Origin of the sequence: Cohnella sp. OV330 (assembly GCF_900112065.1) — a bacterium.
Classification (GTDB): domain Bacteria; phylum Bacillota; class Bacilli; order Paenibacillales; family Paenibacillaceae; genus Cohnella.
On the sequence record NZ_FOKE01000006.1, the window covers coordinates 113,926 to 138,289 of the forward strand.

A 24,364-nucleotide genomic window follows, 5' to 3' on the forward strand; every position below is an offset into this window, starting at 1 on the left:
CGTCTTGATCGGAGAGACGACACGTTGAATTGCGACTGCCCGCAGGCCGCCGCGTTTTGCCCGCGGGCGCGGGGTGCCGCGCTCCGTATCGCTTTTCGGGACGCCATGCCTATTTCCAACTGCCGGTTCGCCTAGCGCGAATTGGCTTTTTTTCTATGATTATTTGGAGTTTTGCAAAATTGTAGTCCCGAATCCCCATCAAGTATAATAGTAGAGTAGCGTCCGACTACCGCCAGATCCCATTAGGAGGGACCTCAATGGAACAACAGACCGCCATGCAACTGTTAGATTCGATCAGACGCAACATGGAATCTTGCATATACGGAAAAAAAGACGAGATCGCCTGGCTGCTAACCGCGCTGGTCGCGGGTGGACACGTGCTGATCGAGGACGTGCCGGGCACCGGCAAGACGCAGCTCGTCAAGGCGCTCGCCCGATCGATCGGCGGTTCGTTCCATCGGATCCAATGCAATCCCGATCTGCTGCCCACCGACATTACCGGCGTATCCATTTATCATCCGAAGCAGGAGCAGTTCGTGTTCAGGCCTGGACCGGTCATGTCCAACCTGCTGCTCGCCGACGAGATCAACCGGGCGACGACCAAGACGCAGTCCGCTCTGCTCGAGGCGATGGAGGAGCGTCACGTGTCCGTTGACGGCGTCACTTATCCGCTGCCGCAGCCTTTTATTTTATTCGCCACGCAGAACCCGATCGAATTCGAAGGCACCTACAACTTGCCGGAGGCGCAGCTTGACCGTTTCTTGATGAAAATCTCGCTCGGCTATCCGGACGAAGAATCGGAGAAACGACTGGTGCTCGAGCCAGGGTCGTCGCGCGCGGCGGACCAGCTCGAATCCGTCGCCATGGCGGAGGACGTCGTGAGCATTCAGCGGCTGGCGGCAGGCTGCCACCTGGACGGCGGCGTGGCCGACTACCTGGTACAGCTGATCCGCGCGACGCGCAAGCATCCTTCGGTGCTGCTCGGCGCCAGCCCGCGCGCCTCGGTGGCGCTCGCGGCCTGCGCGAAGGCGTATGCTTTCCTTCAGCACCGCAGCTACGTCATTCCGGACGATATTAAGATATCCGCGCCGTTCGTCCTCGCGCACCGTCTCCACCTGCGGTCCGAAGCCCGCATGCAGGGCGCTACGGCCGGAGGCGTCCTGCAGGAAGTCCTGAAGCAGCTGCCGGTGCCGGTAGCGCTGGAGCGTTGAGCATGAAGCGCCTGCCTCAGGTCCGCTTCGGCTGGTTCTGCGGGATTTTGTACTTAATGGCCTTATCGTTCGTCGTATTTCAAGGCGGCAAAACGTCGTTGATGTTGTTCGTCATCATGAACGGCCTCGGCCTTTATCTGCTCCTCGGACGGTGGAGCGGCATCGGCGGCATTCAGGGCAAGCGCGCGCTCGGCGCGGGTTTCGGCCAAGACGGTCTGTTTGCGGCCGGGTCTCGGCTCAAGGTCCGCTTGCAGATGCATGTCCCTGGCTTCTGGCCGCTGCCGTACGTAATCGTGCGCGAGCGGCTGGTCCGCTTGAGCGGCTCGGATCTCCAGGAGTACGAGCTGTCCTTCGTGCCCGACTACAAGCGGCGCGGCCAGGTCGAATACGAATCGGCGCCGCTCCGGCGCGGACGCTACAAGTTTTTGGAGACCAAATGCTCGACCCGGGATATTTTCGGGCTGTTCGAGCATCAAGGCGCATTCCGGGAGGAGCTGCAGATCAAGGTGCTCCCGCGAACGGTCGAGCTGCAGGAGTGGCGTCATCTGAGGAAGGCGCGCACCGGCCAGATCGAACAGCGCGCCAGCTCCCTCTGGGCGAGGGAGACGACGCAGATCGACGGCGTCAGAGACTACATCCACGGCGACCGGATGTCTCGCATCCACTGGAACGCTACCGCCCGCACGGGGCAGTGGAAGTCCAAGGAATACGAGCGCGAGGCGCTGCCCCGATTCGTCATCGTGCTGGACCGGCGGGCGGGCGCTTACCGCAGCGCCGAAGCGTTCGAGCTGGCCGTATCGACGGCGACCTCGCTGTTGAATCTCGCGCTGCGAAGGGGAATGCCGGTCGGCTTCGTGTCCGCAGGCAAGGACATCGCATGGTTCGGCGCCGGCAAGATGCCGGTGAACCGGGAGCTGCTGATGGAGCATCTCATCGACGTCGAGGCCGACGGAGAGGACGCGCTGGACCGCGTGCTCCGCAAGACGGCGGAGAAGTTCGAAGCAGGGGCAAGTTACGTGCTCGTCAGTCCGTCGATGGAGGACGAGACGCTGTTCGCGCTCGAGGGACTGTCGGCGAGACGTACCGGCCCTAGCCATATCCATATCGCGGAGCGGACGCCGCAGGCCGAGCCGCCCGAACGTCTGCAGCAGTGGGCGCGAACTTTCCGCGGCAGGCAATGGGAGCTCTGCTCGATTACGCGCCTGGAGGATCTTCCGAAGGCATTGGAGGCGGGCACCGCTTGAATACGATGATCGCAAGCGTAGGACGGCGGGCGGAGAGCGGCTACTTCCGGCGGCTTGTGCTGGAGCGGCTCCACCGGCTTTTCGTAATCGTGATCGTGCTTCAGCTGATTCAAGTTTTTAAAAATTACTGGTGGCCGGAAACGTACGCGGTCGTCTACGCTTCCGTAGCGGCGGCGGCGGCGATCGAACTTCTGGTCAGCCGCGCGTTTGCGCTCAGGATCATATTGCAGTTAGCCGCGGTTTTGGCGGCTGTCGTGCTTTTTACGCCGTACGCTTGGTCGGGCTGGCCGGACGGGTTGAAAGGCTGGGAAGCGCTCCGCGAGTTCGCGATCGTGAACGGCAAGCCGCTTCACCCGTTTTTCGAGATCGCCGCCGGCGTCGTGCTGATCATTCATTATATGGCATATCTGGGCACGAACAAGATCAGGGCCATCGGCTTTATTTTGATGTCGATCGCCACGCTTGCCATCATCGATTCCTTTTTTCCGCTCGAGTTGTGGACGAATATCGCCTGGGCCGTGGTAGCCGGGCTCGGATGGCTCGTCGTCCTTCATCTCAGGCAGCTGAGAGAAAGGCACTTCGACAGCTGGAGCGCGCTCGCCGAGCGCCCGTTCGAGCTCGCCGTGCCTGCCATCATCGTCATCGGGCTGCTTATGCTCGCCGGCATCGCGGTGCCGCGCGCCCCCGTGCTGCTGGAGGATCCGTACACGCTGTGGCTCCAGGCGCAGAACAAGGAGGTGCCGGCCTTTTCCGGAGAGGGCGGCTATATCGGCGGCGGAGACAGCAGCGGGACGGGTTCCGGTCCTTCTTCCAAGTCGGGGTACGGACGAAGCGACGCCAAGATCGGCGGCGGCTTCGAATTCGACTACTCGCCCGTCATGACGGTGGATACGAGCCAAAAAGCTTACTGGCGCGGCGAAACGAAGGCCGTATACACCGGACAGGGATGGACCGACCGCAAGGGGATGGAAACGACGTCCGCGGCTCCAGGCGAAACCCGGTTGCCGGCGGACAAACCTACGCTCGAAGGCATCGAGACGAAGCAGGTCACGCAGACGTTCCACATTTTGCGCAAAGACCGGCTTCCCGTTCTGTTCGGCGCCGGCGCGATCGGCAGCCTGCCGGCGTGGCAGGGCGTGAACGGCAACGCCAGGCTGACCTGGAACAAGGAGGAGCAGGAGCTCAAGTTCCAGCGCTCCGCCACGGTGGAATCTTATACGGTCGTATCCGACATGATCGTCATCGACGAAGACAAGCTCCGGACGGCCCGGGCGAAGGAGGCCGAGGCGCCGTTCGATCTGGCTCCCTACGAGCAGCTGCCGGAGGTTCCGAGTCGGGTCTCGGACCTGGCCGCCTCGATTACGGCGGACGCAGCCAACGATTACGACGCAGCGAAGGCGCTAGAGAGCTATCTGAGAAATAATTATCCGTACACGAACACGCCGGACGTCAGCCTTCAGAAAAGCAAAGATATCGCGGACGCCTTCCTGTTCGAGATCAAGGAAGGGTACTGCGATTACTACTCCACCGCGTTCGTCGTGCTCGCTCGCTCCTTAGGCTTGCCGACGCGGTGGGTCAAGGGCTATGCCACGGGCTCCAACCAGCTGGACGAAGAAGGGTTCCGCAGCGGGCTCGGGTACGCCCCGGATCCCAATGGCGCCGGAACGTACACCGTCCGCAACGCGGACGCCCACTCCTGGGCCGAAGTGTACTTCGAAGGCGTAGGCTGGGTTCCGTTCGAGCCGACGTCGGGCTTTACCGTTCCGCAGCCGATTGCTCAACCCGCGCCTGTCGTTACGCCGGATCTGCCGGTCGACGACGACGGCTCGGCCGTCGAGGAGACGGAGACGGCGGCGCAAAGCGGCGGCTGGTCCGCCGCGGCATGGGCGATCTCGGGCGGCTCGCTGCTCATCGTCGGCGTCGGCGCGCTGCTCGTCCGGCGCCGCGACTGGACGGCGACGGTATGGCGGCGCGTCCGTTACCGCGGCGCGACGCCGAATCAGCGGATCGTGCGCGAGACGGAGCGCCTGATCGCGTTCCTCGGCAGGCGCGGGCTGAAGCGCAGCCAGCACGATACGCTGCGCGAGTCGTTTACCGCCTGGAGCGGACGCTTCTCCTCGCTGCGGCCCGAATTCGAAGGCGTGCTGCGCCAGTTCGAGTCCGCGCGCTACGGCGGCCAAGACGGCGGCGAAGGCGACGTGGAGCGATTCAACGCCATGGCCGACAAGATCCGCAAGTCGTTCTAACGCATCGGGGAGCGCCCATCGTGGCGCTCCTTCTTTTATTACCGCACAAATGCCGTTTGGAGCAGCGATAGGGCGGAAGATACGGCGCAAATGCGCTAATCAAATGCATGAGGGCGAGAGGTAGACGTATACTACGCGTTAGGCCGTTTATCATCGCCGCCATGGCATTCCCTTTTGCAAGGCCGGGGCGGGTGTGGTATATTTTGAACAATCCGATAAAGACTGGAGCACTGCTGCATGTTTGAACGATTGCTGCCCCATCAACTCGTGGGCACCGTCTTCGATATAGATTTGGCGTCGCTCTCGGACATGGGCGTACGCGGCATTATTACCGATCTGGACAACACGCTCGTCAGCGCGCGCACCCCGCTTGCGACGCCCGAGTTGATCGCTTGGCTGGACAAGGTCAAGTCGCTCGGATTCCAGGTCGTCATTTTATCGAACAACAACTTGATGCGCGTGGCGAAGTTCGCCGAACCGCTCGGCATCCCGTTCATCCCGGCGGCGCGCAAGCCGTTCAACAAGGCTTTCAAGCAAGCGCTGAACCTGCTGGACCTGAAGGCCGAGCAGGCCGTCGTCGTCGGCGACCAGATGATGACCGACGTGCTGGGCGGACGCCGGATGGGCCTGCATACGATTCTTGTGACGCCGATCGCGAGAGCCGAGGAAGGTTGGGGCACGAAGATGAACCGCCGCATCGAGCGGATCGCGCTGTCGAGGCTGACCAAGCAAGGCTTGTGGCCGGATAAGGGGGACAAGTAGCATTGCCGACACTTGAGGATAACTGGAGTACGAAAAAATGCGCGGGCTGCGGCGTGGCGCTGCAGGTTCAGGACGCGTCGAGACCGGGTTTCGTGCCCGAAGCCGCCCGCGAGCGCGAGCCGATCATTTGCCAACGCTGCTTCCGAATCAAACATTACAACGATGCCTCGTCGGTCGCCATCGATCAGGACGATTTTTTGCGTTTGCTCGGCGGCATCGGTTCTACGAAAAGTCTCGTCGTGCACATCGTCGACCTGTTCGACTTCGAAGGCTCGATGATCTCGGGCTTGCAGCGGTTCGTGGGCAATAATCCGGTGCTGCTCGTCGTGAACAAGATCGACCTGCTGCCCAAGGTGACCAACTGGAACCGTCTGCGCAATTGGGTGCAAAAGCAAGCCAAGGCCGGTGGCCTTCGCATCGTCGACGTCGTTCTTTGCAGCGCGCGGCGCAACATCGGCTTCGACCGGGTCGTCGAGTCGATCGGGCAGCTGCGGGGCGACCGCGACGTCTATGTCGTGGGCGCGACCAACGTCGGCAAGAGTACGCTCGTCAATCGGCTCATCGCCGATTACAGCGACCTGCGAAGGGAACTGACGGTATCGCGCTATCCGGGCACGACCCTGGACGCGATCAGCATTCCGCTGGACGACGGCCGCAGCATCATCGACATGCCGGGCATCGTGTACAAGTCGCGCCTGTCGGAGATCGTCCCTCGCGAGACGCTGCACGCGCTGCTGCCGGACAAGCCGCTGAAGCCCTTGACGTATCAATTTTACGAAAAGCAGACGCTGTTCTTCGGCGGACTGGCCCGCTTCGACTTCACGGCAGGCGAGCGTCAGTCGTTCACCGCGTACCTGTCGTCCGGCATTCCCGTTCACCGCACCAAGCAGGAGCGGGCGGAGGAGCTGTACGACAACCATCGCGGCGAGATGCTGTCTCCGCCTTCCCGCGAAGAACTCGCCGACATGCCGCCGCTCGTAAGGCACAATTTGCGCATTCCGCCGGGAGGGCCGAAGGATATATTCATTTCGGGGCTCGGCTGGATCAAGGCGAACGGTACGACCGGCGCCGTCGTGGACGTCTATGCGCCCAAGGGCGTCAAAGTATTGCTCAGGGATTGCATCTTGTGATTCGGGAGGAAGCCGCGGGCATGGACAGTCATACGATACTATACGGCGTGATCGGGGATCCGATCCGCCATTCCAGATCGCCCGTCATGCTTAGCAGGGCGTTTAAAGAGAGCGGCGTGAACGGCGCATACGGCGCCTTCCACGTGGCGCCCGAACGCTTGGGCGATGCGATCCGGGGCATTCGGGCGCTCGGCTTCCGCGGCCTGAACGTGACGATCCCGCATAAGATCGAAGTGATGGCCTACCTGGACGAGATCGACGAGAGCGCAAGAGCGATCGGCGCGGTCAACACGATCGTGAACGAAGGCGGCAGGCTCACCGGCTTCAACACGGATGGGATCGGCTACGTACGTTCGCTCAAGGAGGAAGCGGAGCCGGACCTGTCCGGCAAGCGGATCGTCGTGCTAGGCGCAGGCGGCGCGGCGCGAGGCATCGTCTGGGCGCTGCTGCGGGAATCGCCCGCGGAGGTGCTCATCGCGAACCGGACCGATGCGAGGGCAGACGAGCTTGCGGCGGCGTTCGAGTCCGGCGGCCGCCTGAAGTCCGTGCCGTGGCATCTGCTGGCGGAGGCGTGCGGCGCGGCGGATATCGTCATCAATACGACGTCCGTCGGGATGTCGCCCCAGACGGAAGCGGTTCCCGCCGATCCGTCCTGGCTCCGTCCCGGCGCGGTCTCGAGCGATCTCATTTACAATCCGCTGACGACGGCTTTTTTGCACGGCGCCGAGCGGCGAGGCTGCCGCATTCACGGCGGTCTCGGCATGTTCGTTTATCAAGGCGCCTATGCGTTCGAATATTGGACGGGGCGGCCGGCTCCCGCGGCGGCGATGCGCGAAGCGGTGCTGACTTCCTTTTCCGAAGCGGCGAAGGTTTGAACATTTATCTATCAGAGAGCAGGGAATACGCATGCTGACCGGCAAACAAAAACGATTTTTGCGTTCCGAAGCCCATCACCTCACCCCGATCTTCCAGGTCGGCAAGGGCGGCACGAACGACCATTTGATCCGCCATATCGAAGAAGCGCTCGAAGTGCGCGAGTTGATCAAGGTATCGATCCTTAACAACAACGACGACGATCGTTACGAAGTCGCCAAGGAGCTGTCCGAGCGCTCGGGCGCCGAGCTCGTGCAGGTCATCGGCAAAACGATCGTGCTGTACAAGGAATCCCGCGACAACAAGCAGATTCAGCTTCCTTAAGGAGGTACGCGCATGAGACGCATCGGGCTGATGGGCGGCACCTTCGACCCCGTGCATATCGGCCATCTGCTCGCGGCCGAAGCGGCGCGCGAGGCGGCGGACTTGTCCGAGGTGTGGTTCGTCCCGACCTCCGTGCCGGTTCATAAGCCGCAGCCCGGCGCTTCCGGCGCGCAGCGTCGTTCGCTCGTCGAGGCCGCCATCGCGGAGCATCCGTCGTTCCGGGTGGAAGCCGCCGAGCTCGACCGCCAAGGCGCTTCCTATACGATCGATACGGTGCTCGAGTTGCGGGAACGATATCCCGACGTTTCGTTCTACTGGATCGTCGGCTCGGATATGCGGGACGATCTGCCGCATTGGCGGCGCATCGAGGAGCTCGCGAGCCTCGTCGTTTTCATCGCGCTGGACCGTCCGGAATCGGGCGGCGATGCGGGCCATGCAAAGGCCGAGCCCGAGCTGCCCGCATACTTGCGGGACCGGATCGTACGCGGGGAGATGCCGGGCATCGGAATTTCGTCCACCGATATCCGCCGGCGGTGCGCCGAAGGCCGGACGATCCGGTACATGGTACCCGAGCGGGTAAGGACGGAGATCGAAAGGATGGGATTGTATGGATCGCGAACTGTTGATTGAAGCCGTCAGGCGCCAGATGCCCGAAAAGCGGTACCGGCACGTCGCCGGCGTCGTCGATACGGCGTTCGTGCTGGCGCAGCGGTTCGGCGGCGATCCTGACAAAGCCTGGCTCGCCGCGCTGCTCCACGATTACGCCAAGGCTTGGCCGACGGACCGCATGGAGCGGATCATCCGCGAGCAAGGCCTCCCGCCCGAGCTGCTGGCGTACGACAAAGAACTATGGCATGCGCATGTCGGCGCATGGGCGGTTCGCGAGGAACTGGGCATCGAGGATGAAGAAGTGCTGGATGCCGTACGCTATCATACGTCGGGCCGGGAAAACATGACGTTGCTTGACCGCATCGTCTGCCTCGCGGATTACATGGAGCCCAGCCGCGCGTTCCCCGGCGTGGAGCGAATTAGGGGGCTGGCGGAGACGAACTTGAACGAAGCGTTGGTAGCGGGTTTCGACTCGACGATCATTCATTTATTGGAAAAAGGCAAAACGATTTTCCCGCTGACGGTATTGGCGCGCAACGACCTGGTCGGAGAAATTCGCGCGGCGGGCATAACGATCGAATCTTAAGGGAGGCTGAACGATGGCAAAATCGGAACAGTTAATGAGGCAGGTCGTGGACGCGGCCGACGATAAAAAAGCGAACGACATCGTAGCGCTTAATTTGCAGCATATCTCGCTGGTAGCGGATTACTTCGTCATCTGCCACGGCAATTCGGATACGCAGGTCCAAGCGATCTCGACCGAGATCAAGAAGCGCGCGGAGGAAGCCGGCGCACGCGTGCGGATCGAAGGCATGGATACGGCGAGATGGGTGCTCATCGACATGGGCGACGTCGTCGCTCACGTATTCCACCGGGACGAGCGCGAATACTACTCGCTCGAGCGCTTGTGGTCGGACGCGAAGGCGGTTGAATTCGCATGACGTTGATCGCCGGCACGACGGCCAGTCTGTTGGTGCGGCGGGAGGTTCCGCCTTACGGCTGGTTTCTGGCCGAAGACGAGGCGGACGATACGCCCGAACTGCTGCTCCCTTACGGCGAAGCGGCGGGCAACCGGCCTTCGGTCGGCGATTCGGCGGACGTCTTCATTTTCCATGACGACAAAGGCCGACTGACGGCGACGACTCGACGGCCTTTGCTGCAGCTTGGGCAAATGGGACGGCTCGAGATGGCCGACTTCCATCCGCGGTTCGGTTGCTTCCTGGAGCTGGGCATCGGACGTCAACTTCTGCTGCCGATCAAGGAACTGCCGGACAACCGCGACCGCTGGCCGCAGCCGGGCGACGAGCTTCACGTGATCATGAAGCACGACAAGGAAGGCCGCATGCTGGCCCGGCTCGCCAAGATCGAGGATTACGAGCGCGTCGTGTTCCGCGCGCCGTCTTCCTGGCATCACGAGCAGCGGGAATGTTGGGTGACCGATATCTACAAGGACGGCGTGTTCATGCTGGCGCATGGCGGCGTGCTTGGTTACGGAGCGCTTGGCTACCTGCCGAACGCGTCCATGATCCATCCGCTTCGGCTCGGGGAGAAGACGACCGCACGCGTGACGCAGGTGAGGGACGACGGCAGAGTGACGTTGTCCATGCGGCCGGCCAAGGAAGTCGGACGCATGGAGGACTCGGACCGTATTCTGGCCTTTTTGCAGGCAAGGCCGGGCGGCGCGATGCCTTATTCCGATTCGACGCCCGCGGACGTTATCCAGAAGCGCTTCGGGCTCAGCAAGTCCGCCTTCAAGCGCGCGCTCGGCAAGCTGATGAAGGACAGGCTCGTCGTGCAGGACGGCAATTGGACCCGGCTTGCGGCTTCCGAGGGGGGCGCGCAGCCTGCGGGAGCTTCGTCCGACGCGGGTACCGAGACGGACGACGGAGCCGGCGGCAATTCGGCCGGTCGCGACTGACCATCCCTGCGGCGGCGCCGCTATGGCACCCGAGCAAATGAAAAAAGACCGGCCCCGGGGTCATGGTTGAACGGCAAGCGGGGCCGACGACGAGGAGACATCCATGCGCAGCTATCGTGAGTTCGCCTCGGTCTACGACCGGCTAATGGAGGATATGCCGTATCCGGAATGGCTGAGCTTTGCCAGAGGATGCTGGGAAAAGTACGGCATGCCCAAAACGGTCGTGGATTTGGGCTGCGGGACGGGCAATATCGCCATCCCGCTCGCCAAATCCGGCTTTCGCATATTCGGCATCGACCTGTCGGCGGACATGCTGTCCGTCGCCCGCGCCAAGTGGGAGTCGGTCCCTCAGCGCGGCATCGGTCGCGCCTCGGGCGGCGAGGAGGGCGGCATCCGGTGGCTGCAGCAGGATATGCGCGACTGGGAGATTCCCGAGCCCGTCGACTGCGTGCTGTCGTTTTGCGACAGCCTGAATTACTTGACGGAGCCCGAGGACGTCATCTCCTCGTTCAAGCATTCGTATGCCGGCCTCAGGCCCGGAGGATTATTCGTGTTCGACGTGCATGCGCCGTCGCAGCTCGCCCGTTATGGCGAAGAGCAGCCGTTCGTGTTGGACGACAAAGATATCGCCTATCTATGGACATGCGATTACGATCCCGACCGCAGGGAAGTGGAGCATGAGCTCACCTTCTTCGTACGCGAGGAGGGCGGCTCCGGCGCAGGCATGTACCGGCGGTTCGAAGAGGGACACGTGCAGCGCGCCTATGAGCCGGACTGGCTTGCTGGGCAGCTGGCGGAGGCAGGGTTCGAGCTGCTTCACCGCTGCGCCGATTTCTCCTGGAATGCGCCGACGGCGGCCAGCGAACGATTGTTTTTCGTGGCGCGGCGTCCGGCGTAGATGCGAAATTAAAATGGACCGCCAGGCAGCTGCCTGGCGGTTTTTGTCATTATGGCTGTGGGGACGGGTGCCATCGCCTGCCGTATAGAAGGCGATGCGCCGTTTGCGAGCGCATGGGCGCCATTGCCTGCTGGATAGAAGGCGATGCGCCTATTGATGGGCGCATGATCGCCATTGCCTGCTGGATAGAAGGCGATGCGCCTATTAACGGGCGCATGATCGTCATCGCCTGCTGTATTAAGGCGATGCGGCCACCCTACTGATATTCCACAAAAAGAGCGGTCCCCGGGCTCATCCGACCCCGGAGACCGCTCTTATCTTATCATTTTGCTTTAGCCGCCAGCTTCGCCTTCTCGGCCAGATGACCGCGTCCCGGCCAGAAGGACCGGTCGCCCAGCAGCGACGTGATGGCCGGCACCAGAAACGGCCTCACGAGGAACGTATCCAGCAGCACGCCGATCGCGGTGATGACGCCAAACTGTACGAGTACCTGGATCGGGAGCGTCGCGAGCACCGCAAACGTGCCGGCCAGGATGAGGCCCGCCGAGGCGATGACGCCGCCCGTTTCGCCGACGCCCTCGCGGATCGCGTCCCGCAGCGGCATTTGCTTGCGCTTGCGCCAGATGCTGGAGATCATGAAGATGTTGTAGTCCTCCCCGAGCGCCACGAGGAACACGAATGCATAAAGCGGGATCGATCCTTGGATCGCGTCGGCGCCGAGTACGTAGTGGATGACGAGCCAGCCTAGTCCGAGCGCGGAAAAATACGAGAGAATGACGGTGCCGACCAAATAGGCGGTCGCGACGACGGAGCGCAAATAAAGGAGCAGCAGCAGCGCGATCAGTCCGATGACGACCGGCAGGATCAGCCGCGTATCCCGCTCTCCGGTCTCTTTCGTGTCATACTGGTCGGCGGTTTGCCCCGAGATCCATACGTGGTCGGCGGCTTCCCCGTCGCCGGCCTGGGCGAGCGCCGCATTAGCGGTTTCGCGCAGATCGGGGATTTTGTCCAGCGCCTCCAGCGAATAAGGATTAAGGGCAAGCTCAACGTCGTAAGCGACAATTTGTTGATTTTGCTGTCCTTCCACGGGATCGGATACGCGGCTGACGTAAGGCAGGTTGGCCAGCTTTTCCGCTAATCCGGTCTCTTTGCCGCCCGTATCGACGATGACTTTGACGGGCGCGAGCTCGCCTTCGGAAAATTGCGAGCCGATCAGCGCGTAACCTTCTCTCGACTCCATCGTGGAGGGGAACGACGATAAGATGTCGTACGTGAATTTAATTTGGCTCGATACGCCGGCCAGCAAGGCGAGGCATACGACCGATACGAGAGCGATCAAGCCCGGACGCTTCACGACGAGCGTGCCCGTGCGGTTGCGGGGAGGCGCTTCGGGCGCAGGCTTTGATTTGCCGCGCTTCGCGGCGCGTTCCTCGCGCATTTGCTGCGTGCGCGGAACGAACGGCCAGAAGGAGGCGCGGCCGATGACGGCGAGCAGCGCGGGCACGAGCGTCAGGCTGGCGATGCTCATGATGAAAATCGCGATGCTGAACGGCGCGGCGAACCTGCGGAATGCGCCGTATTCGGCGAGCAATAGCGTGAGTAGGGCGATCACGACGGTGATGCCGCTCATCGCGACGGCGCCCGAAGCGTCCGTCAGCGCGGATCGAAGCGCCTTTCCTTTATCGGGCTCGTGCTTCAGCAGCTGGCGGAACCGCGAGATCAGGAATAAGCAGTAGTCGGTTCCGGCGCCGAAGAGGAGCACCGTCATGATCGATATGCCTTGCGAATCGACGACGATCCAGCCTTCGCGGGCCATCCAGCCGAGGAGCGGACTGATGACGCCGTAGGCAAAGCCGACGCCGATGAGCGGGATGAACGCGAGAATGGGCGACCGGTATATAAGCAGCAGCAAAACGAGTACGAGCAAAACGGTGCCCATAAGCAGCGCGAAGTCGGCGTTCTCGAAAAGACCCGTGGCATCGATCTGGATGCCGACCGGGCCGGTGACGCGGGCGCTAAGCGCGCCTGTTTGGTCCGGATCCGCTTCGAAGGGATTGCCTCCGGTCAAGGCCGCGGCTTGCTCCTTCAGCTCCGCCACGCCTTCTTTCAACTGATCGGTATCCGCGTTTTTGTCGAAAAACACAGGGGTTACTAGCGTGCTGCCATCGTCGGACAGCTCTGCTTTGAGCGCCTCCGCGGGCATTTGGTGCAGCGGGGGAACCGACGTCTGATAGGGGACCGGCGCGCTGGTCCATTGTCCCGCCAGCTTGCGGACGATGTCCAAATCGCCGTCTTCCAGTCCGCCTTCCCTGTGCCAAACGATTAGCGCCGGCACGTCCGCGCCGCTGGCGAACTCCCGCTCCGCGACGGCCGCAGCCTGCACGGACGGCTTGCCGTCGGACAGATTCGGCGCATTGTTCGTCTCGTGCTTGCCGACCTGCGGCAGCAATACGCTTAACAGGGCGGCCGCGACGATCCATACCGCGAGCGTCACCCACCGGCCGACAGGTCCGGTTATCCCTTTGCCATGAACGCGAACTTCCTTCACGTGTGCTCCCCCTCGAGATTCGATTGCGATATAATGAGTAATAAGGTTACCGTCAATAATTATATATACCGGAAGGTTAATTTTGCAACACGTTCGAGGGGAAGGCGCAACAAGTGAAGCAAAAACAAACGGGAAGGGCCCCGGGGCGGCCCAAAGGGAATACGGACAGCCGGGCCGTGCTGCTCGGCGCGGCATCCGCATTATTTATGGAGTACGGCTACGAGCCGGTGTCCTTGAATCAGATCGCCGAGCGCGCCGGCGTCACCAAGGCTTCGATTTATTATTATTTCAGCGGCAAATCGGAGCTGTTCGCCGCGTCCGTGACCGAGATGATGGGACGCATCTGCATATTCACGCGTCGTATTCTCGAGCAAGAGGGGACGCTTAGAGAGCGATTGGTTAAAGTGGCGACCGCGAAGATGGCGGACACGCACGTCGAGTTCGAATCGATGATGCGCGAAGCGATCGCATCGCTCAGCGAAGAGCAGCGTCGCGAGATTCGCGAAGCGGAGCACCGCATACACGAAGTGCTGGCAGAATGCTTCGCCGACGCGGCCGCACGCGGGGAGATGCGGGGCGGAGAGGATCCGCTGCTGCTCGCGCACGCCTTTTCGTCTCTGCTCATGGTCGGCGGCCGCGACACCGGCGGCGACCGCCGCGACGACCTGCCCGAACGGATCGTCGATCTCTTCTGGCAAGGGGCGGGACCGCGCGCTTGACATCGATCGACGGCAACCGCTATAATCGAGGCAATAACGGCTATGAAGAGGAAAAGTAATCGCGCAGCGTCACCCAGAGAACCGGCGGAAGGTGCGAGCCGGCTGACGTCAGCGACGAACTCGCCTTGGAGCTCCGCGCACAATCCATGCCAGGCCCCGTGCCTCGGCGGGCAAGCGCGGCGAGTCCCTCCGCGTTAAGGAGGAAGAGTGGACGGCATGCCCAAGCAGGGCTGGCGTCAACTAGGGTGGTACCGCGAGTTTAACCTCTCGTCCCTAGCGTGATTTCGCTGGGGCGGGAGGTTTTTTGATTTTTTAAACGAGCAGTCAGACGGAAGGGGCAGCATCGACGATGGTACAGGACAACAATCAACCCGGCTATAAGCCGCAGACTTTGGAGCCTAAGTGGCAGCGCTACTGGGACGAAAATAAGACGTTCCGCACGACGGAGGATCCGGGCAAGGAGAAGTTTTACGCGCTAGACATGTTCCCTTACCCTTCGGGTGCCGGCTTGCACGTCGGACATCCCGAAGGCTATACGGCGACCGATATCGTCAGCCGCTACAAGCGCATGCGCGGGTACAACGTGCTCCATCCGATGGGCTGGGACGCATTCGGCTTGCCTGCGGAGCAGTACGCGCTCCAGACGGGGCGCCATCCGCGCGAGATCACGGTGGAGAATATCGATAACTTCCGCCGTCAGATCAAGTCGCTCGGCTTTTCCTACGATTGGGATCGCGAGTTCAGCACGACCGATCCGGACTATTACAAGTGGACGCAGTGGATCTTTATCCAGCTGTATAAAAAGGGACTCGCTTACGTCGCCGAGGTGCCGGTCAACTGGTGTCCGGCGCTCGGTACGGTGCTCGCGAACGAAGAAGTCATCAACGGGCTGAGCGAACGCGGCAATCACCCGGTCATCCGCAAGCCGATGCGCCAGTGGATGCTGAAGATTACCGAATACGCCGAGCGGCTGCTCGAAGATCTCGAAGAGCTCGACTGGTCGGAGAGCATCAAGGACATGCAGCGCAACTGGATCGGCAAGTCGACGGGCGCCGAGGTGACCTTTGCCATCGACGGCCATGCAGGCGCTTCCCTCACGGTATTCACGACGCGTCCGGACACGCTGTTCGGCGCGACGTATTGCGTGCTGGCGCCCGAGCACGAGCTCGTGTCCGCGATCGCTTCCGCCGAGCAGAAGGCGGATGTCGAAGCATACGTAGATCAGGCTGCGCGCAAGAGCGATCTCGAGCGGACCGATCTTGCCAAGGACAAGACGGGCGTTTTCACCGGCGCGTATGCGGTAAATCCGGTAAACGGCGAGCTCGTGCCGATCTGGATCGCCGATTACGTGCTCGGCGGCTACGGTACGGGCGCCATCATGGCCGTGCCGGGCCATGACGAGCGGGACTGGGCGTTCGCGAAAAAGTTCGGCCTGCCGATCGTCGAAGTCGTCAGCGGCGGCAATGTCGAAGAAGCGGCGCATACTGGAGAAGGGGAGCACGTCAATTCGGGCTTCCTGAACGGACTGTCCACGCCGGACGCGATCGCGAAGAGCATCGCCTGGCTGGAAGAGCAGGGCAAAGGCCGCGGCAAGGTCACCTACCGGCTGCGCGATTGGCTGTTCAGCCGCCAGCGCTATTGGGGCGAGCCGATCCCGGTCCTGCACTTCGAGGACGGCAGCATGGAGACGGTGCCTGAGGACGAACTTCCGCTGCTGCTGCCGGAGGTCGACGCGATCACCCCTTCGGGCACCGGCGAATCGCCGCTCGCTACCGTCGAGGAATGGGTGAACGTGACGCTGCCGGACGGCCGCAAGGCGCGCCGGGAGACGAATACGATGCCGCAATGGGCGGGCAGCTGCTGGTACTACTTGCGGTTTATCGATCCGAAAAACGCGGACGCGATCTGCGATCCTGCGAAGCAGCAGGAGTGGCTGCCGGTCGATCTTTACATCGGCGGCGCCGAGCACGCCGTGCTTCACTTGCTCTATGCGCGTTTCTGGCACAAGGTGCTATACGATCTGGGCGTCGTGGCGACCAAGGAGCCGTTCCACAAGCTCGTCAATCAAGGCATGATCCTCGGCACGAACAATGAAAAGATGTCCAAGTCGCGCGGCAACGTCATCAATCCCGACGACATCGTCGGCGAGTTCGGGGCGGACACGCTGCGCGTGTACGAAATGTTCATGGGGCCGCTCGAAGCGACGAAGCCGTGGAACACGAACGGGGTCGAAGGCATGTACCGCTTCCTCGGCCGCGTATGGCGCCTGTTCGTCGGCGAGAACGGCGAGCTGAGCGACAAGATCAAGGATACGGCAGGCGAAGAAGCGTTCCGCAGAACCTGGCATCGCTCGGTCAAGAAAATTACCGAGGACTACGAGGGACTGCGCTTTAACACGGCGATCAGCCAACTGATGATTTTCGTCAACGAGGCATACAAGGTCGAGGAGCTGCCGAAGCAGGCGATGGAGCACTTCGTGCAGATGCTGTCGCCGATCGCGCCGCATATCGCCGAGGAACTCTGGGAGAAGCTCGGTCATGCGGAGAGCGTGACCTATGCGGCTTGGCCGTCTTACGACGCCGCGCTGACGGTCGATGCCGAAGTCGAGATCGCCGTGCAGGTCAACGGCAAGATCGTGGACCGCGTTTTCGTCGCGGCCGATCTCGATGGAGAGGCGCTGCAGGAAGCCGCGCTCGCGCTGGAAAAGGTCAAAGCCGTCACGGAAGGCAAGACGGTGCGCAAGATTATCGCGGTCAAGGGCAAGCTCGTCAACATCGTAGCGAACTGACACGTCAAGGGCGGCCCGTCTGAATCACCGGGCCGCCCTTTGCGTTGTCTTGCAGTCGTTGCTCGTTTCGTACCGGCTTCGCGCCGGTTCGGATCGGCAGTCTAATCGGACCAAAAAGACTGCTCCGAGAGGGAAGCTTCGACCTTGATCAGGTCCTCTGCGAACTTTTCGTGCGTTTTCCGCATCACCTTGCGGAAAGCATCTTGGGTCGACAGACGCAGTTCCTCCATCGCTACCGCCGTGATGCCGCCGGGCACGCAGACGCGCTCCTGCAACTCCTGCGTCGTGCAGCCTTGCTCCAGCAGCCGCGCCGTGCCGAGCAGCATCTCGGCGCCGACTCTGGCAGCCACCTCGGGCGCGAGCCCTGCGAATTCGACCGTCGCCTCCACGAATTGCTCCAACAGATACGCCATGAAGGCGGGGCCGCAGCTGGACAGGTCCGAAGCCGCGCGGACGCTTTCCTCGGGAACTTCGATGGGTTCGCTGATGCGCGCGAACATGGAGATCAGCAGCTTTTTGTCGGCGGGCTCGAGCCGCGTGCCGTACATGAACAGCGAAGCGCCGCTTGCTGCACCGTTGACGATGCTGGGAATGATCTTCGCCGTCTTGCAGGGCGTAAGACGCTCGAGCTGCTCCAGCGTGACAGGGCTGGTGATCGATACGAGCAGCTGCTCCGAACGCAGCGAATCTCGAATCTCGCCGAGCACCGCCCGGTAGTCGAGCGGCTTCACGCAGAGAAAGACGATATCCGCGTCCCGGACGGCTGCCGCGTTCGTCGGCCCGATCCGAAGGCCCGGGAACTGATGCGCCAGACGTTCCGCTTTGGAGGAGGTGCGGGTCGCGATCGTCACTTCCGACGGCTCAAAAGCCCGGGCGCGCAGCAAGGCTCCCGCTAGCAGGCCGCCCATGCTTCCGGCGCCGATGAAGCCGACCTTCATCTGAGGTCCTCCTCCCGCTATTGGCATTATGCATGGCTTCTTTCCATTGTATGCCAGCAGGTTTGGCCGACATGACTCGATTTTTTATGCGTTTTGAAAAGAGATGAATGCCAGTCGTATCTGGCGACGATCATGGAGGAGAGGCATATGGAAATGAACACTGCGGGAAGCGTCCGGCTGCGAAGCCGGGCAGCGCTGCTGGCGGGTGCGGCGGCGGCCGCCCTGCTGGCGTGGGGATGGCTTGCGCCGGCGGACGGGAGCGTGCCCGGCTGGGAGCCGGTGAACGCGCAAGTCGCCGCCGCGGTCGCCGATGCGGAGAGGGGCGACCGGAAGGCGGAAGCGACCCACGAGGCGACAAGCTCCGCGCAAGCGGAAGCTTCGGCGGCGAGCGTCCAGCCCGTCAAGTCTACGGGTCCTGCCGAACCGGCAGCCGGAAGATCGAAAACGATCGAAGCCCAGGCATCGGGCGCTTCGGAAATAAAGGATGTTGACACAGCCGAGGCATCCGACGCTGCGGCGAAGGACGGGAAGCTCGACATCAATGCGGCAAGCGCCGCAGAATTGGATGGGCTGCCCGGCATCGGACCCTCCAAAGCCGAGGCCATCGTACAATATCGGGACGCGCACGGACGATTCGAATCGCCCGAAGCGCTGACGGACGTTAAGGGGATCGGAGACAAGCTGCTCGCGAAGCTGCTGCCGCTCGTCAAGGCAGGCTAAGCAGAGCGGGGATCCGTAGATTTTCGACAGGAGGCGAAGCCAGATGGCGCTTGCGGTTCGCAAGGATTGGGATACTTACTTTATGGACATCGCCTTCATGGCATCGACGAGGTCGCGTTGTCCGAGACGGCACGTGGGCGCCGTGCTCGTACAGGGCAAGAAGCTGCTGGGCACGGCCTACAACGGCGCGCCGATGGGCGTCCCGGACTGCTCGGAAGCCGGCTGCATGATCGTAGAAGAATTCGCCCCGGCACCGTCGGGCGATTCGGCGATCATGGTCAAAAAGGAACGCTGCATCCGCACGATTCACGCGGAGCAAAACCTGCTGCTTTTCACGGACCGCATCGATCGGGAGGGATCGACCGTCTACGTGACCGATCAACCGTGTTGGACATGCGCGAACATGCTCGCCAACAGCGGCATCGTCGAGATCGTTTTCCACCGCGGTTATCCGAAGGATCATGACAAAGTATCCGCGTTGATGGCCGAGCGCCGGATCGTATTCAGGACGATACCGGATTACGCGCCGCCGCAGGATACGGAAGTGAAGGATGCCGATTAGAAGGTCGCGAAGCCGCATACGAAGAAGGCCATGGGGAAGAACCCTGCTTAACGCGCAGGGTTCTTCTTTTTATTTTCAAGTAAGGAGCGTGAATCGATGGATCGCAGACCGCTGGTATGCGTAGCGGGATTCTGGGTCGCGGGCAGCGGCATCTGGTCGGTCCGGCAGGGCATGCCGGCGCTTCTCGTCTATAGCGGTATCGCCGTCGCGCTTGCTGCGCTTGTCTTCGCGGGGCGGATTCGGCCGCGCACGGGCGCGCTATGCTTGCTGGCCCTGCTGCTGTCGGCAGGTCTGCGGGTATGGAGCGAGGCGGGGCATGGATCCGACCTGACGGCGGCCTGGACGGAGCCGGAGGGACGATCCGTGATCGCGACGGGCCGACTGCTGGAGCCTGCGGCCATCGACGGCGATACGGTGACGTTTCCGATCCGCGCGAGCGTCGTCCGATCGGAGGATGGGTCAGGGCTGCGCGTCGACGAGAAGCTGCTGGTCCGCGTTCGGCTATCCGCCGAAGAAGAACTGGCGTCCGCGGCATCCTGGAAGCGCGGGATATCCGTCGAGGTCGCCGGCGAGCTCAAGCTCCCCGCCGACGCGGGCAATTTCGGCGGCTTCGACTACAGGCGTTATTTGAACCGGCAGGACATTTATTGGACGGTATCCGTCAAAGGCGCGGACGCCGTGAAGCGAACGGAGGGCCGCGTACCGGTCACGGACCGGGCGCTTCGCTGGTTCGACGAATCCCGGGAGGCGATCGGGAGGTTGACGGATCGGCTGTACGGCGACCCGGACGCCGGATATATGAAAGGCCTGGTAGCGGGCATCGCGGACGACATCGACCCGGATCAGTACGATGACTTTTCACGGCTCGGGCTTACGCACGTGCTCGCGATTTCCGGCCTTCACGTCGCCGTCGTGGTTTACATTTTGCTGATGCTGGGCAAGCTCGCGCGCTGGACCCGGGAGCGTTCGCTTGCGTTCGCGGCATCGGCGATGCCCGTCTACATGCTGCTCACCGGCGCCTCCCCGTCGGCCGTCCGCGCCTGCCTCATGTCGATGATCGCCCTATGGCTAGCGCGGCAGGGCAAGCTGAAGGACGGACTGCACCTGCTTGCCGCGTCCGCGCTGCTCATGGTCGTCTGGCGACCGGCTGTCGTGGAAGACGTCAGCTTTCAGCTTTCCTTTATCGTGACCGCGGGCCTCTTGCTCTGCGTGCCGGTCATGACGGAGCTGCTCGCTCTCCGCATACGTTCGGCGTTCGTACGTTCATCGCTCGCCGTCGCCTTGACCGCCCAGCTCTTTTCTTTCCCGGTCACCGCTTTCTATTTTCATCAGCTGCATTTGCTGTCGCTGCTCGCGAACCTCGTATTGGTGCCGTTTATCAGCTTCGTCGTCATGCCGCTCGGGATGGCCGCGCTGGCGCTGGGCGCCGTTTGGCTGCCGATGGGCCTCGTCCCCGCGAAGCTCGCGGCGCTATGCAACCGCGCGACCTTCGCGGCGACCGAATGGCTGGGGTCGGTCAAGGCGCTATCGACGGTATGGCATCAACCCACCTTAATTTGGGTTATCGGCTTCTATGCGCTGCTGCTGGCGACGCTTGCCTTCGCGCGACGCTCGCTTCGCCACGGCGCAGAGCAAGCTGCGAAGGCTTCGGCCGTCGCGGAGCAGCTCGCGGCATCGGATCCGTTCGATCCCGAGGAGCGATCGAAGCGCATTGCAGCATACGCGGACGTCGCGCAGGACGGACGCGATTGGACGGAGCCGCTGCACGGGCGCCGAAGCGGAATGCCCTCCGCCGTCGATCCGGACTTCGCATCGACCGGTTGGCGCTCAGATCCGGTTTCGTCTCTCTCGGCGACTGCTGCAGGCCGGGCGAGACGGCGTATCTCGTTTCATTCCCGCCGATACCGACAGCTAGCGTACGCGCTTCTTGCGCTCGGCTGGCTAGGAATGCTGGCCTGGGAAGCTCCTCCCGTCAGGCTCGATCGGACGGCTGCCGTCTCCTTTCTCGACGTCGGCCAAGGCGACAGCATCCTGATCACGACCGGCAGCGGCCGCCATGTGCTCGTCGACGCGGGCGGCACGGTCGCGTTCGGCGCGCCGAAGGAAGCGTGGCGCCTCCGCAAGGACCCATATGAGGTCGGCCGAAAGACGCTGGTGCCGCTGCTTAAGCAACGAGGCATACGCCGCCTGGACGCGCTCGTGCTGACGCATCTGGACGCCGACCATATCGGGGGCGCCCATGCCATAATCCGGGAGCTCCAGGTCGGGCGCATATTGTTCAACGGAACGATTAAACCGGATGACGACGTTCTTCGTCTATTTCATGAGGCGGAAGACGCGGGCATTCCGATGTACGCGGTCAAGGCAGGCGACGTATGGAAGCCGGATGCGTCGGCGACGTTCGAAGCGCTTTATCCGCTGAGGACGAAGAGCGTCGACCGCATACCGGAGGTCGACGAGCAAAACGACAGGAGCGTCGTGCTCCGGCTCACGCTTTACGGCCGCGTCTTCGTGCTCCCCGGCGACTTGGAGGCGGCGGGCGAATCCGCGGCGCTCGCCGAGCTGAGGCGACAAGGCGAAGAAGCGCGCGCCGTCGACGTGCTGAAGGCGGGACATCACGGCAGCAAAACGTCCACGACCGCGCTTTGGTTGTCCTGGTGGATGCCGTCCGAGGTCGTCGTATCCGCCGGCAATAACAATCTATACGGGCACCCGCACGCCGAGGTCGTCGAACGGATCCTACGCTCCGGGGCCGTGCTCAAGCGGACGGACGTCCAGGGCGAGATCGCCTACCGCATCCGCCCGGACGGCCGGCTCGAACGGCGCGCGAAGCGGCCCTGACGACAAAAAGCGGCGCATATGATAGACTGGAACGGGACTTCTTTCACAACTTTTCGGCTCTTCGCCGAGTATATATGGAAATATCGATCATTTGGATATAAACGGTTCAGAAGGGCGTTTGCGCCTTTATTTTTTTGTTAGATTATACCTTGCGTTTTTTGCAACCTTTTGGCGCAGGCTTGCGTCAGAGGGGATGCGAGAGAAGGAGGATCTCCCGTGGTGGAGCCGGAATTGATCAAAGCTGCGCAGGCCGGCGATCGGGAAGCGCTCGTCGCGCTGCTTCGCGAGATCGAACACCAGGTTTACCGTACGGCCTATTATTTGCTTAACCACGAGCAGGATGCGATGGACGCCGCGCAGGAAGCGTTGATTCGGGTATACACGAAGATCAATTCCTACGAAGAAAAGGCGCAATTCCGCACGTGGGTTCAGCGCATCGTCACGAATATATGCATCGACAAGTTTCGTCGCAAACGTCCTTCCGTTTCGATCGACGAACATGAGATGGTATTTCAAGCGAACGAAGACGTCGAGGCCGAGGTGATGAGCGGCTATGCTTCCGAAGACATTCGCGAGGCGATCGGCAAGCTTCCGGAGCATCACCGCACCGTGGTCGTGCTTCGTTATCTGCAGGATTTCTCATATAACGAGATCGCCGATTCGCTTAATTTGCCGTTGAATACGGTCAAGTCTTACTTATTCCGCGCCCGGCAACAACTGCAGACATTGCTTCATGACTATCGGAAAGGGGGTGTCCGGGGATGAATCGCGAAGAGGGGATGGAGCTCGTGCAGCGTTCGATCGACGGCGATCTGAACGAGGAAGAGTCGTCGCGCTTGCAATTGTACCTGCAGAACTATCCGGAGTGCGCCGCGCTCCTCGAGCGGCTGACGCGGCTGTCCGAAGAGCTGACGCAGCTGCCGCATGTGACCCCCAAATACAGCCTGGTCGACGCGATCCTGCCCCAGCTGGAGCGGATCGTGCCGGAGCCCGCGCCGGCCGTCGGGCAAGCGCCGGCCGCCGAAGCTGCTTACGAGACGCGCACGCGGAGGACGGGCAGCCGCAAGTCCATGTACCGCGGCTTGGCCGCGGTCGTCGCGGCCGGCGTAGTCGCCGGCATATTGCTGATTGCCCAGCCGTTCTCGCTGCAATCGGATCAGCAGAAGGCTGCCTTGCAGCAGGAATCGGCAGCCGATTCCGCGCCGGGGGCCGCTTCGTCCGACATGCTGCGCAAGAGCGTGATGAGCGAAAAGACATTGCCCGGCGTCGACGAAAAGATCGCCGGCGCGAGCGCTTCGAGCCAACAGAGTCAAAGTTCGAACGCGTCCGAAAGCTCCGCGAACGGCGGGAGCGAGTCGGTCGACGGCACGAGCCTGAACGCAGCGGACGGCGGCGTATCCGGTTCCTCGGACGGGTCTGCCGGCGCGGTGCCGACCGCCAAGATCGAGACGCAGACGCCGACCGCGGATCAAAAAGTCGCGCCGTCCGTTCCGGACGGAGGCGAACGGCAAGGCTTCACGCCATCGGCTACCGCTTCCGCCGCCGCATCGGCAGGCGTAACGGACAAGTCGGACGAAGCCGCGCAAGACGCCGGAATCGCCGGTGCCGACGCTTCTGCCGCTTCGGAGCCGCCTTCGCTCGCCGGCGAGCCGAACGTGACGTTCTCGGCAGCGGAGCAGTACGTACCGATGCCGTCTTGGCAGTCGCCAGACGGCAAGCTGACGGCACTCGCGTATCATGGCGGCCTGCTGATCGTGAAGGCCGACGGTTCCGGGACGGTTTTCGAGAGCGACAAACGCGAAGGCACGGTGTCCGATGTCTCCTGGGGCCAGGCGGGACAGGATCTGTACTACACCTGGACGGACGCCTCCGGCAAAGCGACGGACCTGTGGTGGAACGCCAAAGAAAATCGCGAGCAGGCGCGCTGATCGGCCGTCACCAATCGAACGGCCGCCGCGTATATTGGGATTATGAAAGCCGCCGCGCCCCCTGGAGGCGCAGTCACGATCGTTCGCGCTAGGCACCATGGGCCT

General features: G+C 62.4%; 21 protein-coding genes and 1 other annotated feature. Of the genes, 19 read left to right on the forward strand and 2 right to left on the reverse strand.

All coding sequences use genetic code 11. The features are described from left to right. Positions 1-257 precede the first annotated feature (257 nt). The 12 genes from BM235_RS15690 to BM235_RS15745 all read left to right on the forward strand — a co-directional run bounded on the left by BM235_RS15690 (position 258) and on the right by BM235_RS15745 (position 11,215). Positions 258-1,211, forward strand: a complete 954-nt coding sequence (locus tag BM235_RS15690) for an AAA family ATPase (protein WP_090114880.1) — start codon at positions 258-260, stop codon at positions 1,209-1,211. Positions 1,212-1,213: 2 nt separating this feature from the next. Then, on the forward strand, positions 1,214-2,455 hold the full coding sequence (locus BM235_RS15695; protein WP_090114881.1) for a DUF58 domain-containing protein: 1,242 nt from the start codon (positions 1,214-1,216) through the stop codon (positions 2,453-2,455). A 5-nt stretch (positions 2,456-2,460) separates the two neighbouring features. Then, positions 2,461-4,701 carry a DUF4129 domain-containing transglutaminase family protein gene (locus tag BM235_RS15700; protein ID WP_255374430.1) on the forward strand — a complete coding sequence of 747 codons (2,241 nt, stop codon included), beginning with the start codon at positions 2,461-2,463 and terminating at the stop codon, positions 4,699-4,701. 237 nt (positions 4,702-4,938) lie between these two features. Beyond that, on the forward strand, positions 4,939-5,463 hold the full coding sequence (locus tag BM235_RS15705; RefSeq protein WP_090114885.1) for a YqeG family HAD IIIA-type phosphatase: 525 nt from the start codon (positions 4,939-4,941) through the stop codon (positions 5,461-5,463). A gap of 2 nt (positions 5,464-5,465) precedes the next feature. Further along, the gene (gene yqeH, locus BM235_RS15710) at positions 5,466-6,593 is read left to right on the forward strand and encodes a ribosome biogenesis GTPase YqeH (protein ID WP_090114887.1); all 1,128 of its coding nucleotides are present in this window, start codon (positions 5,466-5,468) and stop codon (positions 6,591-6,593) included. A 20-nt stretch (positions 6,594-6,613) separates the two neighbouring features. Next, positions 6,614-7,468, forward strand: coding sequence for a shikimate dehydrogenase (locus tag BM235_RS15715; protein ID WP_090114889.1), 855 nt, complete (start codon positions 6,614-6,616; stop codon positions 7,466-7,468). A 31-nt stretch (positions 7,469-7,499) separates the two neighbouring features. Continuing rightward, a complete protein-coding gene (gene yhbY / locus BM235_RS15720; RefSeq protein WP_090114891.1) occupies positions 7,500-7,790 on the forward strand; it encodes a ribosome assembly RNA-binding protein YhbY in 291 nt (96 codons plus the stop codon). A 12-nt stretch (positions 7,791-7,802) separates the two neighbouring features. After that, positions 7,803-8,420, forward strand: a complete 618-nt coding sequence (gene nadD / locus BM235_RS15725) for a nicotinate-nucleotide adenylyltransferase (protein ID WP_090115443.1) — start codon at positions 7,803-7,805, stop codon at positions 8,418-8,420. Next, complete coding sequence (gene yqeK / locus BM235_RS15730) at positions 8,398-8,985, forward strand: bis(5'-nucleosyl)-tetraphosphatase (symmetrical) YqeK (RefSeq protein ID WP_090114893.1); 588 nt, start codon at positions 8,398-8,400, stop codon at positions 8,983-8,985. Before nadD ends, yqeK begins: the two co-directional genes overlap by 23 nt. A 13-nt stretch (positions 8,986-8,998) precedes the next feature. Continuing rightward, positions 8,999-9,340: a ribosome silencing factor gene (gene rsfS, locus BM235_RS15735; protein ID WP_090114895.1), complete on the forward strand. Its 342-nt coding sequence runs from the start codon at positions 8,999-9,001 to the stop codon at positions 9,338-9,340. Then, on the forward strand, positions 9,337-10,317 hold the full coding sequence (locus tag BM235_RS15740) for a CvfB family protein (RefSeq protein ID WP_090114897.1): 981 nt from the start codon (positions 9,337-9,339) through the stop codon (positions 10,315-10,317). Before rsfS ends, BM235_RS15740 begins: the two co-directional genes overlap by 4 nt. 103 nt (positions 10,318-10,420) lie before the next feature. After that, positions 10,421-11,215, forward strand: a complete 795-nt coding sequence (locus tag BM235_RS15745; protein WP_090114899.1) for a class I SAM-dependent DNA methyltransferase — start codon at positions 10,421-10,423, stop codon at positions 11,213-11,215. A gap of 322 nt (positions 11,216-11,537) precedes the next feature. Here the strand turns inward: BM235_RS15745 and BM235_RS15750 are convergent, their stop codons facing one another. Then, positions 11,538-13,763 carry an MMPL family transporter gene (locus BM235_RS15750; RefSeq protein ID WP_255374406.1) on the reverse strand — a complete coding sequence of 742 codons (2,226 nt, stop codon included), beginning with the start codon at positions 13,761-13,763 and terminating at the stop codon, positions 11,538-11,540. 113 nt (positions 13,764-13,876) lie between these two features. On the opposite strand from BM235_RS15750, the gene BM235_RS15755 reads away from it, so the two are divergent. Together BM235_RS15755 and leuS are read left to right on the forward strand one after the other, a co-directional pair. After that, positions 13,877-14,482 carry a TetR/AcrR family transcriptional regulator gene (locus BM235_RS15755; RefSeq protein WP_255374407.1) on the forward strand — a complete coding sequence of 202 codons (606 nt, stop codon included), beginning with the start codon at positions 13,877-13,879 and terminating at the stop codon, positions 14,480-14,482. Between the two features lie 33 nt (positions 14,483-14,515). Next, positions 14,516-14,760: a binding site (T-box leader), on the forward strand. A gap of 71 nt (positions 14,761-14,831) precedes the next feature. Continuing rightward, positions 14,832-17,270 carry a leucine--tRNA ligase gene (gene leuS, locus BM235_RS15760; protein ID WP_090114902.1) on the forward strand — a complete coding sequence of 813 codons (2,439 nt, stop codon included), beginning with the start codon at positions 14,832-14,834 and terminating at the stop codon, positions 17,268-17,270. Positions 17,271-17,371: 101 nt separating this feature from the next. On the opposite strand, the gene comER is transcribed toward leuS, so the two are convergent. After that, positions 17,372-18,208 (reverse strand): late competence protein ComER, encoded by an 837-nt coding sequence (comER, locus tag BM235_RS15765; protein ID WP_090114906.1) that lies wholly within the window; start codon positions 18,206-18,208, stop codon positions 17,372-17,374. 147 nt (positions 18,209-18,355) lie between these two features. Here comER and BM235_RS15770 point away from each other — a divergent pair, with 147 nt between their 5' ends. The 5 genes from BM235_RS15770 (at position 18,356) to BM235_RS15790 (ending at position 24,259) form a co-directional block, all read left to right on the forward strand. After that, complete coding sequence (locus BM235_RS15770; protein ID WP_199408954.1) at positions 18,356-18,928, forward strand: ComEA family DNA-binding protein; 573 nt, start codon at positions 18,356-18,358, stop codon at positions 18,926-18,928. A gap of 43 nt (positions 18,929-18,971) precedes the next feature. After that, positions 18,972-19,490 (forward strand): deoxycytidylate deaminase, encoded by a 519-nt coding sequence (locus BM235_RS15775; protein ID WP_090114910.1) that lies wholly within the window; start codon positions 18,972-18,974, stop codon positions 19,488-19,490. A gap of 96 nt (positions 19,491-19,586) precedes the next feature. After that, positions 19,587-22,331 (forward strand): ComEC/Rec2 family competence protein, encoded by a 2,745-nt coding sequence (locus tag BM235_RS15780; RefSeq protein WP_090114912.1) that lies wholly within the window; start codon positions 19,587-19,589, stop codon positions 22,329-22,331. A gap of 216 nt (positions 22,332-22,547) precedes the next feature. Next, entirely contained in the window at positions 22,548-23,096 is a 549-nt protein-coding gene (locus BM235_RS15785; RefSeq protein WP_090114914.1) for an RNA polymerase sigma factor, read from the forward strand. Further along, the gene (locus tag BM235_RS15790) at positions 23,093-24,259 is read left to right on the forward strand and encodes an anti-sigma factor family protein (RefSeq protein WP_090114916.1); all 1,167 of its coding nucleotides are present in this window, start codon (positions 23,093-23,095) and stop codon (positions 24,257-24,259) included. The genes BM235_RS15785 and BM235_RS15790 overlap by 4 nt, the downstream gene beginning before the upstream one ends. Positions 24,260-24,364 lie beyond the last annotated feature (105 nt).

What these genes read in the sequence shown, in the direction of transcription:
- BM235_RS15690 (WP_090114880.1), top strand. Translation starts at nt 258, where the DNA reads ATGGAACAACAGACCGCCATGCAACTGTTAGATTCGATCAGACGCAAC.
- BM235_RS15695 (WP_090114881.1), top strand. Translation starts at nt 1,214, where the DNA reads ATGAAGCGCCTGCCTCAGGTCCGCTTCGGCTGGTTCTGCGGGATTTTG.
- BM235_RS15700 (WP_255374430.1), top strand. Translation starts at nt 2,461, where the DNA reads ATGATCGCAAGCGTAGGACGGCGGGCGGAGAGCGGCTACTTCCGGCGG.
- BM235_RS15705 (WP_090114885.1), top strand. Translation starts at nt 4,939, where the DNA reads ATGTTTGAACGATTGCTGCCCCATCAACTCGTGGGCACCGTCTTCGAT.
- BM235_RS15715 (WP_090114889.1), top strand. Translation starts at nt 6,614, where the DNA reads ATGGACAGTCATACGATACTATACGGCGTGATCGGGGATCCGATCCGC.
- yhbY (WP_090114891.1), top strand. Translation starts at nt 7,500, where the DNA reads ATGCTGACCGGCAAACAAAAACGATTTTTGCGTTCCGAAGCCCATCAC.
- nadD (WP_090115443.1), top strand. Translation starts at nt 7,803, where the DNA reads ATGAGACGCATCGGGCTGATGGGCGGCACCTTCGACCCCGTGCATATC.
- yqeK (WP_090114893.1), top strand. Translation starts at nt 8,398, where the DNA reads ATGGATCGCGAACTGTTGATTGAAGCCGTCAGGCGCCAGATGCCCGAA.
- rsfS (WP_090114895.1), top strand. Translation starts at nt 8,999, where the DNA reads ATGGCAAAATCGGAACAGTTAATGAGGCAGGTCGTGGACGCGGCCGAC.
- BM235_RS15740 (WP_090114897.1), top strand. Translation starts at nt 9,337, where the DNA reads ATGACGTTGATCGCCGGCACGACGGCCAGTCTGTTGGTGCGGCGGGAG.
- BM235_RS15745 (WP_090114899.1), top strand. Translation starts at nt 10,421, where the DNA reads ATGCGCAGCTATCGTGAGTTCGCCTCGGTCTACGACCGGCTAATGGAG.
- leuS (WP_090114902.1), top strand. Translation starts at nt 14,832, where the DNA reads ATGGTACAGGACAACAATCAACCCGGCTATAAGCCGCAGACTTTGGAG.
- comER (WP_090114906.1), bottom strand. Translation starts at nt 18,208, where the DNA reads ATGAAGGTCGGCTTCATCGGCGCCGGAAGCATGGGCGGCCTGCTAGCG.
- BM235_RS15770 (WP_199408954.1), top strand. Translation starts at nt 18,356, where the DNA reads ATGGAAATGAACACTGCGGGAAGCGTCCGGCTGCGAAGCCGGGCAGCG.
- BM235_RS15775 (WP_090114910.1), top strand. Translation starts at nt 18,972, where the DNA reads ATGGCGCTTGCGGTTCGCAAGGATTGGGATACTTACTTTATGGACATC.
- BM235_RS15780 (WP_090114912.1), top strand. Translation starts at nt 19,587, where the DNA reads ATGGATCGCAGACCGCTGGTATGCGTAGCGGGATTCTGGGTCGCGGGC.
- BM235_RS15790 (WP_090114916.1), top strand. Translation starts at nt 23,093, where the DNA reads ATGAATCGCGAAGAGGGGATGGAGCTCGTGCAGCGTTCGATCGACGGC.